General features: G+C 40.0%; 12 protein-coding genes. 6 read left to right on the top strand and 6 right to left on the bottom strand.

The window, feature by feature from the left end; all coding sequences use genetic code 11:
• Positions 1-55 precede the first annotated feature (55 nt).
• Positions 56-1132 (top strand): DUF4407 domain-containing protein, encoded by a 1077-nt coding sequence (locus QE382_RS02850; protein WP_307184599.1) that lies wholly within the window; start codon positions 56-58, stop codon positions 1130-1132.
• An 89-nt stretch (positions 1133-1221) separates the two neighbouring features.
• Here the strand turns inward: QE382_RS02850 and QE382_RS02845 are convergent, their stop codons facing one another.
• A complete protein-coding gene (locus QE382_RS02845; protein WP_293889316.1) occupies positions 1222-2544 on the bottom strand; it encodes a DNA recombination protein RmuC in 1323 nt (440 codons plus the stop codon).
• Between the two features lie 216 nt (positions 2545-2760).
• Positions 2761-3948: a formimidoylglutamase gene (locus QE382_RS02840; protein WP_307184598.1), complete on the bottom strand. Its 1188-nt coding sequence runs from the start codon at positions 3946-3948 to the stop codon at positions 2761-2763.
• Between the two features lie 106 nt (positions 3949-4054).
• Between QE382_RS02840 and QE382_RS02835 the strand changes: the two genes are divergently transcribed.
• From QE382_RS02835 to QE382_RS02815, 5 genes are all read left to right on the top strand, one after another.
• Positions 4055-5026 carry an NAD-dependent epimerase/dehydratase family protein gene (locus QE382_RS02835; protein WP_307184597.1) on the top strand — a complete coding sequence of 324 codons (972 nt, stop codon included), beginning with the start codon at positions 4055-4057 and terminating at the stop codon, positions 5024-5026.
• Between the two features lie 174 nt (positions 5027-5200).
• Positions 5201-6493, top strand: a complete 1293-nt coding sequence (locus tag QE382_RS02830) for an HAD-IB family phosphatase (RefSeq protein WP_307184596.1) — start codon at positions 5201-5203, stop codon at positions 6491-6493.
• 80 nt (positions 6494-6573) lie between these two features.
• Positions 6574-7032 carry a hypothetical protein gene (locus QE382_RS02825; protein ID WP_307184595.1) on the top strand — a complete coding sequence of 153 codons (459 nt, stop codon included), beginning with the start codon at positions 6574-6576 and terminating at the stop codon, positions 7030-7032.
• A 419-nt stretch (positions 7033-7451) separates the two neighbouring features.
• Positions 7452-10787 carry a transcription-repair coupling factor gene (gene mfd, locus QE382_RS02820; RefSeq protein ID WP_307184594.1) on the top strand — a complete coding sequence of 1112 codons (3336 nt, stop codon included), beginning with the start codon at positions 7452-7454 and terminating at the stop codon, positions 10785-10787.
• 199 nt (positions 10788-10986) lie between these two features.
• On the top strand, positions 10987-12177 hold the full coding sequence (locus QE382_RS02815; RefSeq protein WP_307184593.1) for a trans-sulfuration enzyme family protein: 1191 nt from the start codon (positions 10987-10989) through the stop codon (positions 12175-12177).
• An 84-nt stretch (positions 12178-12261) separates the two neighbouring features.
• Here the strand turns inward: QE382_RS02815 and galK are convergent, their stop codons facing one another.
• The 4 genes from galK to hemH form a co-directional block, all read right to left on the bottom strand.
• Positions 12262-13413: a galactokinase gene (galK, locus tag QE382_RS02810; RefSeq protein ID WP_307184592.1), complete on the bottom strand. Its 1152-nt coding sequence runs from the start codon at positions 13411-13413 to the stop codon at positions 12262-12264.
• A gap of 1 nt (position 13414) precedes the next feature.
• A complete protein-coding gene (locus QE382_RS02805; protein WP_294348517.1) occupies positions 13415-14464 on the bottom strand; it encodes a UDP-glucose--hexose-1-phosphate uridylyltransferase in 1050 nt (349 codons plus the stop codon).
• Positions 14465-14533: 69 nt separating this feature from the next.
• Complete coding sequence (locus QE382_RS02800) at positions 14534-15808, bottom strand: metallophosphoesterase (protein ID WP_307184591.1); 1275 nt, start codon at positions 15806-15808, stop codon at positions 14534-14536.
• 12 nt (positions 15809-15820) lie between these two features.
• On the bottom strand, positions 15821-16855 hold the full coding sequence (hemH, locus tag QE382_RS02795; protein ID WP_307184590.1) for a ferrochelatase: 1035 nt from the start codon (positions 16853-16855) through the stop codon (positions 15821-15823).
• Positions 16856-16893: the final 38 nt, after the last annotated feature.

Genomic DNA, 16893 nt, shown 5'->3' with positions numbered 1-16893 from the left:
AACTTATTCGCAATCTTGTTAAAAATAATCTGTCAATTTGAGTAAAAATATTTTAATGAGCGATATTAACCGTTTCTTTTGGAGATGTGCCGGAGTGCATCAAGAAACTCTTGAAAAATATCCAGAAGAACATAGTAAGTACACAGCCATAGGTGCTACTATTTTTTTCACGGGATTATTTGCCAGCCTTTCTGGCGGCTATGCCATGTATTTTGTATTTAGTGGGGGAGCTTTTGACTGGCTTTTAGCACTTGTATTTGGTATTATTTGGGGATTAGCGATATTTAATATGGATCGCTATATTGTCCTGAGTATAAATAAATCGAAAAGTGGCTTTATGCAACTTCTGCAGGCTCTCCCTCGCATTCTATTGGCTATTTTGATTGGATTGGTAATCTCAAGGCCATTAGAATTAAAAATCTTTGACAAAGAGATCCGGGAAAACCTCCGAGTACGGTTTCTCGCCGATCAACGTGCTAAAATTGATACGCTTAATAGTACATTCAATAAGAAATATGCCAATGAGGTGGCCCTTTTAAAATCGATTACGACAGAACGGGATTCGTTGGAATCTAGCATAAAAAATGACCGAACAAAATTGAATTATGAAATTTTTGGAAACAAAACGACCGAAACATCGGGTGTAATGGGCTATGGCCCTTACGCCAAGATGAAAGAAGAGGAATTGAAGAAAAAAGAGGGCTACTTGGACACGCTACGCAACAAAATAACACTCCAGCAGAACGCGATACGCCAAAAGCAACAATTTGAAGGTATATTGGATCAAAAAGTTTTATCGAACGCTTCGCTGGATAGCGCCGTGAATGTAGCTGGTTTTGCCGATCGCAACTCGGCCTTAGGCAATCTCCGGTATGATGCCAATGGTAAAGTCAACGAGTCAAATGCGAACGCTGTATTTTTTATTGCTTTGCTTTTTGTCTTTCTTGAATGCTTGCCGGTAATTGTTAAACTGTTGGCAGGGAAAGATCCCTATGATAATGAACTCCAAAACCAAAGGACTATTCATGATTATGAGTCAGACACCAATGTAACGGTTCAGAAAGAAGCTATTGACCGATTAAAGGATACATATGTTGATGTTTCCATCAATAAGCGAATGAAAGAGCTCTAATGAAAACCACTATTATTAGTAGACAAACAGATTTTAGAACTGACAGATAAAATTATAAACGGGCTTACTATTTGTTAAGCCCGTTTATGTTAATCTTCTTCGTCCAGGAATTTAGCATCTATTTGTTTATTTGCTTTAGCCCCCAGCCGTTTTAATTTCTCCACTTTACCAATCACATTCCCTGCTCCGGTGGACAGTTTTTTGGTCGCATCTTCATGGCTTTTTAATGCACGTTCCAACTGGTTTTGTACCTGTTCCATATCATTTAGGAAGCTTACAAATTTGTCATAAAGACTTCCTGCTTCTTTGGCGATTTCAATCACATTTCTAGTTTGACGTTCTTGCTTCCATATGCTAGCGATGGTACGAAGGGTTGCCAATAACGTTGAAGGGCTAACAATGACGACTTTGCGATCCCAGGCATCACTAAACAAATCTGGTTTCTGAACCACTGACATACTTAAAGCTGATTCGATCGGCATAAATAACAATACAAATTCCGGTGATTCAATACCATATAACTCGTGGTAGTTTTTTGCGGAAAGTTCTTTCACATGGTTCTCTACGGATTGTATGTGCTGTTTTGAAAAAATTGCTCGATCTTCATCTGTCTCGGCATTGACCCAACGTTCGTAGGCAACCAATGAGACTTTTGAATCTACAATTAAGTGTTTATCTTCGGGGAGATCAATAATTGCATCCGGCTGCATTCTCCTTCCCTCAGCATCCATAAGAGATACCTGTAATCTAAATTCACGATCGCGCATAAGTCCCGAACGCTCCAACACCCTTTCTAAAATTACTTCGCCCCAATTTCCCTGTTTTTTGGTATCTCCTTTTAAGGCTTTGGTCAAGCTATTGGCTTCATCTTTGATTTTCAGACTCTGTTCAACCAGCTGGAGAACAACCCCCTTTAAAGAATTCCTTTCTGCTGCTTCTTGATTGTAGTTTTTTTCAACTTTTTCTTCAAAAAGTTTGATCTTTTCTTTCAATGGATCCAAGATCAAGCCCAGTGAACGATGGTTAGTTTCTGTAAATTTCTGCGTCTTTTCTTCTAATATTTTATTGGCTATAACCTGAAATTCATTATTGAACTGTCGTTTGATTTCGGCGATTTCATTCTTTTGCTCTTGGTATTTATCAAGCTGTGCTTCATAAAATGAACGTGTACTTTCTAAAGAACGTTCGGCAACCAAAAGATTTTCTCGTTCCTTTTCCAGTTCATTTCTTAGCATCGAACGCTCTTCCAACAAGCTTTGCTCCCGCTGTTGGGATCTAGCGAGCTCAATTTTCAGTGTTTCCACTTCTTTACTATACCCAGGCTCAATAGTGGCTTGGTTATTCTTTTTGAGCACCAAGACTATCAAAATGACTAACAACAGGACGATTCCTGCAAAGAAAACTATTTCCATGATTTGTATTTCTTAAGATGGCTAAAATTATCCTTGATGATATTTTGCCATTACGTTTAATTACATATAACTGACCATATTTTAAGGGTGGAGCACGATTCTAAAGAGCAATAAAGTTTAATCCTTTATCGGCGCACACAGCATGTCAACACTCCTCTTAATCTAAAGCTACCCTTTATGGGAAAGTATAACAGCGAGATTTCATTCAAAGCCACATTATTGTAACTTTTGATGTGTTTTCCACCACAGGTCGGGCATTTCGCCAGAAATCGCTAATTGATAGTCCTCATAACGGCATGGGACGAGATAATAGCGCTCATTGACGGATTTTGAACCAAAATAGGGAACTTGGATCCACCAACGGTCTGATTTTTTGCTCTTCACAAAGACCAACTCGTGCGCTTCGTGTTCCAGCGTCGTACGATAGATGATATAAGATGATTTGGGATACAAAGGCGTATCTTGCTTACGGTTATAATAGCCATCAATAAAGCACCATATCATTTGCGATACTAACATCGCTGTTTGCTCCATTGGATCAAATGTTGGATTGAATTCATAAAAACCAATGGAAGAACATTTATCTGACATCCCAGCATAACGTGCAAGTTGGCAAGCTTCATCGCCATATAAGCCATTCGGAATTGCATTAGCATTTCCTGGCGCTTCGGAAGATCGAATGGCACCAATGTCAAAGCTAATGAGGTCGGCTGCGCGAATGAGCGGTTCTGACTGATCCATTTTACCAGCAATCATACCTACTCGTGTTGCGTTGAAGAATAGCTTATCATACATATTGATAGATTCCTTACTGACGAGGTAGGTTTGATAGGCTATGGAATTCAAATTGAACAAATAGTCTGGCTGATGTAGGATAATATGATTCACATAAGAGCGAGACGTTAAGCTTACATTTTCAGCATTTTCCTGATCAATATCAAAACGTGAATCGATAACAGCAAGTTCTATTTTCCGTTCCAAATTTTGGTACCCCAAATATTGTGCATAAGTAAGATCCTGCCCTCCTCCAATGATAATGGGGACAATATTTTCTTTCACCAGCTCTTCAACTACGGATTTTAAAGCAATATAGGTATCTTGAATTGTATTGCCTGCTTTGATATTTCCCAGATCAACAATATTCATCTTGTAATCCCCCTGATACAGCGCATATAGATGTTTTCGTACGGCATCTGGCGCTTTATCTGTTCCGTTATTATTCACAGAAGCCCGGTCTTCTTCTACCCCGACAATCGCTAAGTGCGGCTTTTTATCTCCTTCCCAGTTTGGAAAGTCTGTTTCATAGGCTTGAATAACGTTTCCTAGTTGAGAATTTAAGAAGCCATGCTCGGGCGCAAAACTTATAACTGAAATTGGACGAAAGAATACGGAAAGTGATGACATAAGCTATAATTTGTAAAATATCTTATTTTTCAAGATACAATTCACACAAATATCCATTTATTAACTAACTTTTGAAAACATTTATTTTTAACAGTATCTTTATCAAGTGATATTAATAACTGGAGGAACAGGTTTTTTAGGGTCTACACTAATTAGGCAGTTGATAGACCAAGGAATTGACGTAATTGCCATTAAAAGAGCTCAATCGACTATTCCCACCCCGTTGTTATCTTCTTCTTTGATTCAGTGGGTCGACGCAGACATCAACAACTATTTTGAACTTGAGGATGCTCTCGAAGGGGTCACCAAAGTGTATCATTGTGCTGCAATGGTTTCCTACCAAAAAAAGGATGCTAAATCACTGTTTAAGGTGAATGTTGAAGGAACGACAAACGTAGTCAACCTTTGCCTTGAAAAGCGCATTCGTCTCTTACATGTGAGCTCCATTGCCGCTTTGGGTACAAACAGTGACAACATTCCTGTATCCGAAGAAGATCAATGGGAATACAATTCACTGACATCTAACTATTCGCTGTCCAAATATCAGGCAGAGATGGAGGTGTGGCGCGGTATAACAGAAGGTTTGAATGCAGTTATTGTGAATCCTTCTTTAATTTTAGGAGCCTCTGCTAGCGATAAAGGCTCTGGAGCTATATTTTCGAAGATCGATAAAGGCTTACGATTTTATCCGACAGGAAGTGTTGGCGTTGTTGATGTAGAAGACGTTGCTTCAATCATGATTCAGTTGATGGAAAGAGAGGAGATCACTGCTGAACGCTATATCATCAATAATCTGAATATTAGCAACAAAGATCTTTTGAGTGTGGCGAGTGTATTAATGAACAAGCCTGAACCGACAATCGAAGTGTCAGAGACCATGCTTCAAATTGTGTCTACAGTATCCAGCTTGCTTTCTATATTTAAAAAATCAAATGCAACCTTAACAAAAGAAACGGCAGCTGCTTCCAGCGCTAAATTGCACTATTCCAATGCTAAAATCCAGGCGCTTCTCAATCACAGTTATCGCCCTTTGGAACAAACCTTAAAAGAAATTGCAGCATTATATAACAAACAGTAAACTATAACATATTAAACAACCAAACCTTGATTCATCGTGCGTACTAGACATCCAATAACGATCACTTAACTAGTTTTTATTTCCCTTAATCAATATGTTTTTAAGGGAAATGCCAATAGGGAAGATTAGTATTTGGATGCATTATTCACCATTGTTTCATAAAAAAATAATACAATGAAAAACTATTACATCATTGATTTTGATAGTACATTTACGCAAGTAGAAGCGCTTGATGAGCTTGCACGAATCTCTTTGGAACATCACCCCGACCGCGAGGCTATCTACCTGGAAATCGAGCGGTACACCAATCTTGCGATGGAGGGTAAACTATCTTTTCGCGAAGCTTTGGCCGGCCGTGTAAAGCTTTTAAATGCCAATAAAACTCATCTAGATAAACTTGTTTCACATCTTAAAAAGAAGGTATCAACCTCTTTTTCGCGAAATCGTGAATTCTTCAAAAAAAATGCTGACACCGCGTGGATTGTCTCAGGAGGTTTTAAAGAGTTTATAACACCTGTCGTTACCCCTTACCATATAAAGACCGAAAATATCTATGCCAACACATTCAGATTCGATGAAGAAGGCAATATTATCGGTTTTGACGAAGAGAATCCACTGTCAAATGAAGGTGGAAAAGTGCAATTATTGAGACAATTAAAAATTGAAGGAAAGTTATTTGGCATTGGCGACGGATATTCCGACTTCCAATTAAAAGAGTCGGGGTTAATTGAAAAGTTTTTTGCATTCACTGAGAATATCCAACGTAAAAGCGTGACTGATAAAGCCGATTTCATTACACCAAGTTTTGATGAGTTCCTCTATGTCAATGATCTTCCCCGTGCAATATCCTATCCCAAGAATCGTATCCTATGTTTGATTGTGGGGGATGTACCAGAAATAGCAGCTCATATCTTAAAAAGAGATGGCTTTTCAATCCGGATAAAGGATACCATTGAAGAAAAGTACATCAAAGATGTCGGTATGCTACTATTGGGCGGCAATATTGATATCAGTGATGAGCTGCTTCAGCAAGCTGACAAATTAAAAACAATCGGGTATTTGGGCGATATCAAAGGGCATATCAATAAGGACATCTGTAACGCCAAAGGTATTGTCGTTTTCGACGACAAGAAGAATAAAAAGAAGAATTCAGAGTTTATTCCTCGTCGAATGGCTGAATTCATTAATAATGGCGACACATACCTTAGCCGTAATTTTCCGAATCTGATTTTACCCAAAGTGAAACAGGTAACCAGATTGCTCCATATCCATAAAAACGTTCCTGGAATCATGGCTCAAATCAATAAGGTATATGCTCAAAATAACATCAATATTGTGGCCCAATTTTTAATGACCAAAAGCGATATCGGATATGCGGTAACAGATATACAAGGAGAATACGATAAAGATCTTTTGAAACAACTCAAACAGATCGAGAATACAATAAAATTTAGAATCTTATATTAAAAGATTGGTATAATTCAGGCACCGCTATGGGGGGCCTGAATTATATTTCAATCGCTCTCTTTCACATAAAAAAACGTGTTATGTCTTTACATCAGGATCCCGAATTAAAGAAGGCTGTCCTTGACTTGCCACAAAAGGAGAAGGACAAGCTTCTCGTACGTCTGATAAGCAAGGACAAAATGCTGATCAAACAATTGCATTTCCAATTATTGGAGAATGCAGATGACCTAGAGGAACGTATTGAAAAACTACGCAAGCAACTGGCACAACTGTTCGATACTAGTGTAAGCCAAATTGGCAATACGCCACATCACAGCAATTTTATTACACTAAGTAAACTTGTCAAACAGGCGAGTGGCCTGGTTAATGAGCATGAAAAAGTCACTAAGGATAAAGTTAGTGAGGTTGAATTTAGGATCTATATTCTGAAAAGAACGATCTTGGATTACGACAGACTTTTTGATTCCTCTTATCAATCTGCTGCGCACAAATTACATAAATATATCACAGGACGTATAAAGCATGCAGTAGGCAAATAGCAGCAAACTTCATGAGGACTTTCAGTTCGACTATCGGGAAGATTTCCAAAATACATTGAATGCCTTTGGTAATACGACGCTAAAAAGCTATATTAGTGAACAGAAGATTGATATCAACCTAAGTTAATTATGAGAAATAGCAAAAACCGCGTTAAAATTGGATCCTTCCATGTTACTGCCTACGAGCAATATAAATTAATTTACCTAGTTACATTGCTAGTTTTACTCGCTTTCGCCTATACCTTTTACCTAGCGAGATAACGTTCGTCAAGACTCATCGGTTAGTTAATTTAGTCCGGACAAAAACCACACCCTTATAACGAGCAAACCTGCTGTTTTTTTTACCAAAAAATTTAGCACTTCATACCCAATACTTAATAGTATTTCACTAAATTCGCAATTATTCGAAATTTTTGCTCGTGGGAATTCAAGAAATATTAGAAAAATACAGCCAAAGCGAATCCGTCCAGTCGCTAACCAAGGCTATGCAATCCAAAAATCCGAAAATTCAGCTTAAAGGACTTATTGGATCATCGGATGCATTTATAGCCGTATCTTCTTACAACTTACAGGAACGTCCAATGGTGTTTATCTTACCGACCCATGAAGACGCATCTTATTTTTTAAGCGATCTGGAAAGCCTGCTGGATAAGCAGGTCCTTTTTTTTCCCTCGTCTTATCGAAAAGCATTTGATTTTACACAGACCGACTCTGCCAACGTATTGCAGCGTGCAGAGACTTTAAGTTCGCTCAATCATACCTCAGAATTACCTAAAATGGTTGTTACGTACCCTGAGGCGATTGCGGAGAAAGTAATCAACCGAAATGATTTGGATAAGAATACGTTGGAGATAACAGAGAATACTGCTTTGAGTATTGATTTCATCAATGAATTCTTGATTGAATATGATTTTGATCGCGTAGATTTTGTGTATGAGCCTGGACAGTTCGCGATACGAGGAGGCATCGTAGACATCTTTTCTTTTTCTAACGATCTTCCTTACCGTATTGAATTCTTTGGCGACGATATTGAAAGCATACGGACATTTGACATTGAGTCGCAGCTTTCCGTCAAAAAGATCCACAAAGTAACCATTGTTCCTAACGTTCAGGCTAAGTTCTTGACATCACAGCACATTTCGCTGCTAGAATATATTGATCAGGGCGCCACGATCTGGATAAAAGACGCTCAATTCACCCTAGATATTGTAAAAGATGGATTAAAGAAAGCGGAAAAATTATGGGTGGGGCTAACAGATAAGCAGAAAAAGGATAATCCCGAATGGCATAACCCTGCCCATGAGTTTACAGATGAGAAGAATCTCAATGCCTTATTCTTTGAGTTCCCGATCGTCGAATTCGGCAAACAATTCTTTTATAAAGCAGAGAATACCTTTAAGTTCGATATCCATCCGCAACCCTCTTTCAATAAAGATTTTAATCTTTTAATCCATAATTTCAAGGAGAATGAAGACCAACGTATCCAAAACCTTATCTTTTCAGATTCAACCAAACAGGTTGAGCGTATTTATACCATTCTAGAAGATCTTGACAAATCGGCAACCTTCATCCCGATTCATAAAGCTTTAAGGGAGGGCTTTAGAGACGACAGTTTAAAACTGGCATGCTATACGGATCACCAAATATTTGACAGGTATTATAAATACAAACGTAAGAAGGCTTACGAGCGTTCGCAGGCAATTACGCTGAAGGATTTAAGAGATCTCAAACCAGGCGATTTTATTACCCATATTGACCACGGTGTCGGCCGATATGGAGGTTTGGAAAAAGTGGATGTTAACGGTAAATCTCAGGAAATGATCCGTCTGATCTATGCAGATAATGATCTTTTGTATGTAAACATCAACTCCTTAAACCGCATCTCAAAGTATTCAGGCAAAGAGGGCACAGTCCCCAAAATGAATAAATTGGGTACGGATGCTTGGGACAAACTCAAGAAGACAACCAAGAAAAAGGTCAAAGATATTGCGCGGGACCTGATTATGCTCTATGCCAAACGCAAAGCGCAGCACGGAAATGCTTTTTCACCGGATAGCTACTTACAGAATGAATTGGAGGCCTCCTTTATTTATGAGGATACACCCGATCAGGAAAAGGCTACTGCTGATGTAAAAAAAGATATGGAATCTCCACATCCAATGGATCGATTGATCTGTGGGGACGTCGGGTTTGGAAAAACGGAAGTTGCCATCCGTGCGGCTTTCAAAGCTGTAGCAGACAGTAAGCAGGTTGCCGTACTCGTACCGACGACAATTCTTGCACTGCAGCATTTCCGTACATTTTCGGAGCGACTGAAGGGTCTTCCATGCAATATAGACTACATCAATCGTTTTAAAACGACCAAACAGATTAAAGATACCTTAGCAAGGCTTGCCGAAGGAAAAATAGACATTATTATAGGCACACATCGTCTTGTGAGCAAAGATGTTAAGTTTAAAGACCTCGGCCTGATGATTATTGATGAAGAGCAGAAATTTGGCGTTGCTGTAAAGGAAAAATTGAAAGTTATGCGTGCGAATGTAGATTCGCTAACACTGACAGCAACACCAATTCCAAGGACATTGCACTTTTCATTGATGGGGGCCCGCGATTTAAGTATTATCTCCACTCCTCCCCCCAACCGGCAGCCTGTACAGACAGAACTGCACGTTTTCAATGAAACATTGATCGGCGAGGCAGTCAGCTACGAACTTGATCGAGGTGGGCAGGTATTCTTTATCCATAATCGTGTGGCGGATCTTCCGCAGCTGGGCAATTTAATCCGTAAACTGGTCCCCGGAGCCCGGGTCGGTGTGGCTCATGGCCAGCTTGAAGGCGATGAACTTGAGGATGTAATGCTCAAATTTATCAACCATGATTTTGATGTCTTAATTGCAACTACGATTATTGAAGCGGGTCTTGATATTCCAAATGCCAATACGATCATTATCAATCACGCACATATGTTTGGCCTGAGCGATCTACACCAAATGCGCGGTCGGGTAGGTCGTTCCAATAAGAAAGCATTTTGTTATCTCCTCAGTCCACCATTGTCAACTTTAACACCGGAGGCTTACAAACGACTTTCGGCGATAGAAGAATTTTCTGAACTGGGCTCTGGATTTAATGTTGCCATGCGCGATCTGGATATACGCGGTTCGGGAAACCTCCTAGGAGGCGAACAATCGGGTTTTATTGCCGAAATTGGTTTCGAAATGTATCATAAAATCTTAGACGAGGCCATTCAGGAGCTTAAAGAAGACGAATTTTCGGAAGTATTCGCCGATGAAAAAGAACGAAAATATGTCTCCTTTACACAGATTGATACAGACCTCGAAGTATTGATTCCCGACGAATATGTGACAAATATTACGGAGCGATATAATCTGTATACCGAACTGTCCAAACTGGAAAACGAGCAGCAATTGGCAGCCTTTGAGCAGGAGCTTGAAGATCGCTTTGGTCCTATTCCACGTGAAGTATTTGAATTATTCAATACACTCCGTTTGCAGTGGTTTGGTAAAACGATCGGCTTCGAAAAAATAGCGTACAAAAAACATACGCTGAAAGCTTACTTTGTCAGTAATCCTAAATCAAGCTACTTTGAGTCAGACCAATTCGGCCGCGTATTATCTTTTGTACAAAGCCATCCAGAGATCAGCAACCTGAAAGAAGTTAAAGGCCAGCTCCGTTTGGCGTTGAACAATGTGAATACCATTGGATATGCACTGAACCTCTTGAGAGAAATGTTATAAGACATTTAAATGTCTCAGGTATAAATAAAATCTACTCCTTCTGTAGATTTTATTTATATTTGGTATGCAGGAAACGCCTTATTCTTTCCGACTAGTACCAAAAGTACTTCCACACAAATGGGAATTTACTTACTCTCGCTATTGAGCAATCTTGTTATGGAGGAATAAGGAATCATAAGCATCAATAAACACCATTAGCATGACAAGCAATACTGAAACAATCCTCGTTCATGAAGGACAGCAATTCAACCAGACATCTGCAGTAACCACTCCAATTTATCAGACATCAACCTACATTGCAGACCCAGATCCAATGGAGTATATTAAAGCCGCTACCGAACCAAAGCATCCTTATTTTTATCATCGCCATGGCAATCCAACGAATAGTCAAGTGGCTACCATCTTAGCGAAGTTGGAAAAAACAGAGGATGCACTGGTATTTGCAACTGGTATGGCAGCGATCAGTACGGCCATATTGGCTATCGTTAAATCGGGAGATCATATTGTCGCCCAGCATGCACATTATTCCGGAACGGCTATTTTCTTTAAGGAGTTCTTAACGGATTATGGCATTACAGTTACTGCTGTGGATCAAACAGATATTTCAGCTTTTGAAAAAGCTATTCAGGCAAATACCAAGCTGATATATATAGAGACTCCATCCAATCCCAATCTCTATATCACGGATCTAAAAGCGATCGGAGAACTCGCCAAAAAGCATGGGATTCAGAGCATGGTCGATAATACCTTTGCCTCCCCCATTAACCAAACACCGACAGATTTTGGAATTGATGTCGTTGTCCATAGCGCTACGAAATATTTGGGTGGACATAGTGATCTCACTGCCGGTATCGTATGCGGCACACGGGACTATATTGCGCGTGTATGGAAACGGTCTGTCGCTTTAGGGGCATCACTTGCACCGCTTGACTCCTGGTTATTGTTACGCGGATTAAAAACACTAAGTCTACGGGTCAAACAGATCAATACCAATGCGCTGAAGCTGGCCGAATTTTTGGATCAACATCCAAAAATAAAAAAGGTCAGTTACCCTGGATTAGCCAACCATCCACAACATGAGCTTGCAGCCCAACAGATGAAAGGCTTTTCGGGCATGCTTTGCATCGATGTTGATGGTAAAAATGAGGAGGAGGCATTTTTAAATGCACAGAAACTCATCAATGGCTTGCACATATTTATCAATGCTGCCAGTTTAGGTGGTGTTGAATCCCTTATTGTACACCCAGCGAGTATGTGGGGACGCCATCATACAAAGGAACAGAAAGAAGCTTCGGGAATCACACTTGGAATGCTACGCATCTCCGTTGGGATCGAACATATCGATGATTTAATCGCCGACTTAAAACAAGCCTTGGACCAGATTAACTAGGATCTATCCATGAGATCGTTATCGCGGAGAACAAAAAAAAGGGGATAACATGAACTTGCTATCCCCCTCTTTAATACTATCCAATCACAGTACACGAGTACCATCCGCAATCCTGACCTGAATCACAGAGAGTTCTTTATCAAATTTCTGCTTGTACTCCTTTTCGAGTGTTGGCAAAATGGAAGGCAGTACTCCCTCTTTAATGATATTGATGGTACAGCCGCCGAAGCCGCCGCCCATCATTCGGGCTCCGATCACTTCCGGAAACTGCTTGACATAATCCACTAAATAATCCAGTTCCGCACAACTGACTTCATATACTTTGCTCAAACCTTCGTGGCTTTCGAAAATATATTGCCCCAACTGAACAACATCGCCAGAACGTAGTGCATCGCATGACTTTTCGACGCGCTCATTCTCACGGACAACAAAACTTGCTTTCGCATAAATATCAGCATCTTTTTCTTTCACCAATTCATCTAGCATCTCGACAGTTACGTCACGCAAGTTTTTGACTTCAGGGTATTTCTCCTGTATCCATGCAGAAGCCTGCTCGCACTGCTCTCGGCGTGTATTATAAGCGGTAGATGCCAATGAATGTTTTACGTTGGTATTCAATAATACAACTTCATATCCTTTCAGATCTAGCGGAACATACTCAAATCCTAACGTACGGCAATCTAGCTTAATAACATTTTTTTCTTTACCAAAAGCCGACGCAAACTGATCCATGATACCACACATCACGCCGGCATATGTATGTTCAGCCTTCTGCGCGATCTGAGGAATATCAAGTCGCTCTACCTGCAGATTGAATAATTCGCTTAGGGCCAAGGTAACCGCACATTCAACAGCTGCCGAGGATGATAAGCCTGCTCCTAGCGGCACATCACCATCGATATAAAGATTAAATCCACCTAATACTGCTCCTCGTTTCTGATACTGATCGACCACTCCGAGGATGTAGTTTGGCCAATGTTTTTCCGAAATAGCAATCTCTGCCATTTTCACCTCGTGCCGTTCCTGATAGTCTTCTGCATACAATACGATCGTATCATCCGATCGCTTACTTACAGCAACATAAATTGCCTTATCAATCGCTGCAGGCAATACAAAGCCATCATTATAATCGGTATGTTCGCCGATAATATTAATGCGTCCGGGAGAAGTAACCACAAGCGGTTCTTCTTGATAGTGCTCTTTAAATTTGTTTACAATTGTATCTTTTGTTATCATCTTATTTAGCTTTATAATGTACTGTCGAACAATTTCGCAACTGTTCAGCGGCAACTTCTGGTGTAATATCACGTTGGGGGTTTGCCAACATCTCATAACCGACCATAAATTTTTTCACTGTTGCAGAACGCAGCAATGGTGGATAGAAGTGCATATGCCAATGCCACTCGGGATGGTCGCCGTCATTGACTGGAGCCTGATGCATTCCAGCGGAATAAGGGAAAGATGTCTTGAAAAGATTGTCATAACGTGTCGTCAAAAGCTTGAGTATAGCCGCAAAATCGGCCTTTTCTTTATCGTCAAAGCCAGCAATATTCTGAATAGCCCGTTTGCTGACGATCATCGTCTCATAAGGCCAAGCCGCCCAAAAAGGAACCAGGGAAACAAATGAATCATTTTCGTCGATAATTCGTTCTTCCTTACTTAGTTCAGCTTTAACATAATCTGACAGGATGGTGCGCTGATATTTATCGAAATACTTCTGTTGCTGAACACATTCTTTTTGAATTTCTACAGGCAAATGGTTTTGTGACCAAATCTGTCCATGTGGATGTGGGTTACTGCATCCCATAATTGCACCTTTATTCTCAAAAATCTGAATGTATTTGATCCATTCAACCTTGGAGAGATCCACAAATTCCTTTTGCCAAAGATCTACCACAGCTTTTATTGCCTCTTGATCCATTTCTGGCAGAGTGAGATCATGGCGGGGCGTGAATGCAATGACTTTACAGATCCCTCTTTCAGTCTCTGCGACAAACAATTCGTCCTCATTAAATTCTTGCTGGCTTGTATCTTTTAATAAAGCTGAAAAATCGTTCACGAAAACGAAGCTTTCTTTATAGTCTGGATTGATATCACCATCTGCCCGTTGATTGGTGGGACATAAGTAACATTTCGGATCATATTCAGGTCTGTTATCTCCCGGAAGATCTTCCACTTGTCCCTGCCATGGTCTTTTACTACGATGTGGAGACACAAGTACTTTTTCCCCGGTAAGAATATTAACGCGTGTGTGGGGAGAGTCCCCAAAGTTTAAAGTTGATTGCATGTCATGTATAACTGGTGTACAGAATACACAATTATAGCTATATTAACTGAAAAGTCAAAGGGGATTTTTTTATGCTTTAAACTTCGGGTCCTGCGCTTTTAACAATTCGAATATGGTAATTTCAGGAAGAATGCCAACACGTCCTGGATAACCTAAAAAGCCATAGCCAACATTGACATATAGTCGTTTGTTCTGTTTTGCACGGTACAATCCCGCCCATTCTTTATAGATGTATTGTACCGGGCTCCATTGCAACATTTCAGACCTGACACCAAATTGCATACCATGCGTATGACCGGCAAACATCACATCCACATCTGTATCCAATACCTGAGCACGCCAATGAGAAGGGTCATGCGACAACAATAATTTAACAGACTGTTCTTCGGTGCCCATTAAAGCTTTCTGAATGTCTCCGTGCTTCGGGAAGCGGCCTGTACCCCAATTTTGAACGCCTACGATACAAAGTTCTTCCCCATCTACTTTAATTTTACGATTTTCATCCATTAAAAGATCCCAGCCCATGATTTTGTGAACATCGATCACATCCTGTAGATTCTTACGTTTCGCAGGAGAATCTTCTTTACCATAATAATAGTCGCCGTAATCATGGTTACCCAGTGTAGAAAATACGCCTAAATCAGATTTTACACGTGCAAAAATATCTTGATAACCGCGCATTTCGGAAGCTTGTGCATTCACAATATCACCAGTAAAAAACGTCACATCAGCCTTTTCTTTCAATAGCATATCAATCCCTCCGTTGACAGCTTTCTTATTGTAAAAAGATCCAGAGTGCACATCCGATATCTGCGCTATCGTCATACCGTGAAATGCCTTCGGCAAATTAGGCAAATACAAAGGAACTCTTCTGACACGATAATCGTAAGCTCCTGAAATAATACCCCAGCTCAGCGGGATCAAGGGAGAGGCACCTACTAGAATACCTGCTTTGGTCAAAAACTCCGATCGGCTAATTCCTTTGACTGGATTTTCTGGCAAAGGATCTCCGGCGTCTTCAACCAAATCCTCGACCGATTTCTTTTTTACAAAAAGACGTTTTACCCATACACCGCCACGTCGGATATCATCAATTAACAGAATCAAAAAGAAAAATATCTTGGATGCCGCCGTTAGAAAAAAGGCCACCAAGATAACCGACCTTACGATTAAAGGAATACTATATTTTGCGGAGATAAAAACACCTAGTAGAAGCAAAGCAGAATAAGACCACCACAAGATCGAAAATACTTTTGTTTTGGGGAACTTAATCTTCGTTGCACGGAGCGCAAAGAAAATATAAAAATCTAATAGGAGTAATACACACGCGTTTATTAACAACATCTTTTACTTGTTTTAATTTTTGGCATTGAGTGCCATTTGTTTTAAAGATTCAATCCATTTGGGATCATCATTAAGACTTTCTACCAAACACACTTCTTCTCCGCCCAACTGTTTAAATTCATTAGCATATTCCACGCCAATTTCATCAATGGTCTCGATACAATCCGCCACAAATGCAGGACTGAAAATTAATAATTTCTTATATCCCTTGGCGGCAAGATCATGCAATAAATCGGAAGTATAAGGCTGTATCCAGGGTTCTTTACCCAAACGGGATTGAAAGCACTGCGAATATTGCTCCTTTCTTAAACCTAGTTTGGTAGCAATAGCACGTGTTGTTGCATAACATTGAGAAAGATAGCAGTATGAATTAACTGTCGCTTTACAGGACTCACAGCCTGATTCGGGACATTTTAGCTGACCTGTAGGATCAACTTTTCCAAGTTGCCGCACAGGAAGGCCATGATAACTAAAAACAAAATGATCAAAACTTTCTAAATCATGCCTGTGGGCATGATCTGCGTAGGTCTCTACCATTAAATCATTCGTACAAAAATTGCTCACAAAACTGATTTCTGGCAAATAATTCCATTTGCGAATCAATTCCATCACACGGTCTATCACTGATCCCGATGTTGCTGAGGCATATTGAGGGAATAAAGGGATGACCCGAATAGATTCCAACAATAGACCTTCCATATTTTTCAAAGCAGACTCAATCGATGGATTCTGGTAGCGCATCGCCAATTCCACATGGTAGTCATCTCCCAACGCTTTTTGAAGCAGGTCACGCTGCAAGATACTATAATGCATCAAAGGTGATCCAGTTTCTTTATCCCAGATTGATTTGTATACCTTTGCGGATTTCGGAGCACGTGTCAGTGCTATAATTCCTTTTACTAACAAGGTTCGTTGGACGTAAGGGATATCAATTACACGCGGATCCATTAGAAATTCCGTTAAATATCTTCTAACATCAGGAGTAGTGGGACTATCAGGTGTACCCAATTGTACCAAAAGAATACCTTTTTTGCCTTTATTGCTCATAGCTTACAAAGCTACACAAAAAGAATACACCAAGAATA

The organism is Sphingobacterium zeae (genome assembly GCF_030818895.1).
GTDB classification, from domain to species: domain Bacteria; phylum Bacteroidota; class Bacteroidia; order Sphingobacteriales; family Sphingobacteriaceae; genus Sphingobacterium; species Sphingobacterium zeae.
The sequence above is the reverse complement of the archived record's forward strand: the minus strand, read 5'-3'. Positions and strand labels throughout refer to the sequence as shown.

Excerpts from the sequence above, each read along its gene's own strand:
- QE382_RS02850 (WP_307184599.1), top strand. The coding sequence starts at position 56 with ATGAGCGATATTAACCGTTTCTTTTGGAGATGTGCCGGAGTGCATCAA.
- QE382_RS02845 (WP_293889316.1), bottom strand. The coding sequence starts at position 2,544 with ATGGAAATAGTTTTCTTTGCAGGAATCGTCCTGTTGTTAGTCATTTTG.
- QE382_RS02840 (WP_307184598.1), bottom strand. The coding sequence starts at position 3,948 with ATGTCATCACTTTCCGTATTCTTTCGTCCAATTTCAGTTATAAGTTTT.
- QE382_RS02830 (WP_307184596.1), top strand. The coding sequence starts at position 5,201 with ATGAAAAACTATTACATCATTGATTTTGATAGTACATTTACGCAAGTA.
- QE382_RS02825 (WP_307184595.1), top strand. The coding sequence starts at position 6,574 with ATGTCTTTACATCAGGATCCCGAATTAAAGAAGGCTGTCCTTGACTTG.
- QE382_RS02815 (WP_307184593.1), top strand. The coding sequence starts at position 10,987 with ATGACAAGCAATACTGAAACAATCCTCGTTCATGAAGGACAGCAATTC.
- galK (WP_307184592.1), bottom strand. The coding sequence starts at position 13,413 with ATGATAACAAAAGATACAATTGTAAACAAATTTAAAGAGCACTATCAA.
- QE382_RS02805 (WP_294348517.1), bottom strand. The coding sequence starts at position 14,464 with ATGCAATCAACTTTAAACTTTGGGGACTCTCCCCACACACGCGTTAAT.
- QE382_RS02800 (WP_307184591.1), bottom strand. The coding sequence starts at position 15,808 with ATGTTGTTAATAAACGCGTGTGTATTACTCCTATTAGATTTTTATATT.
- hemH (WP_307184590.1), bottom strand. The coding sequence starts at position 16,855 with ATGAGCAATAAAGGCAAAAAAGGTATTCTTTTGGTACAATTGGGTACA.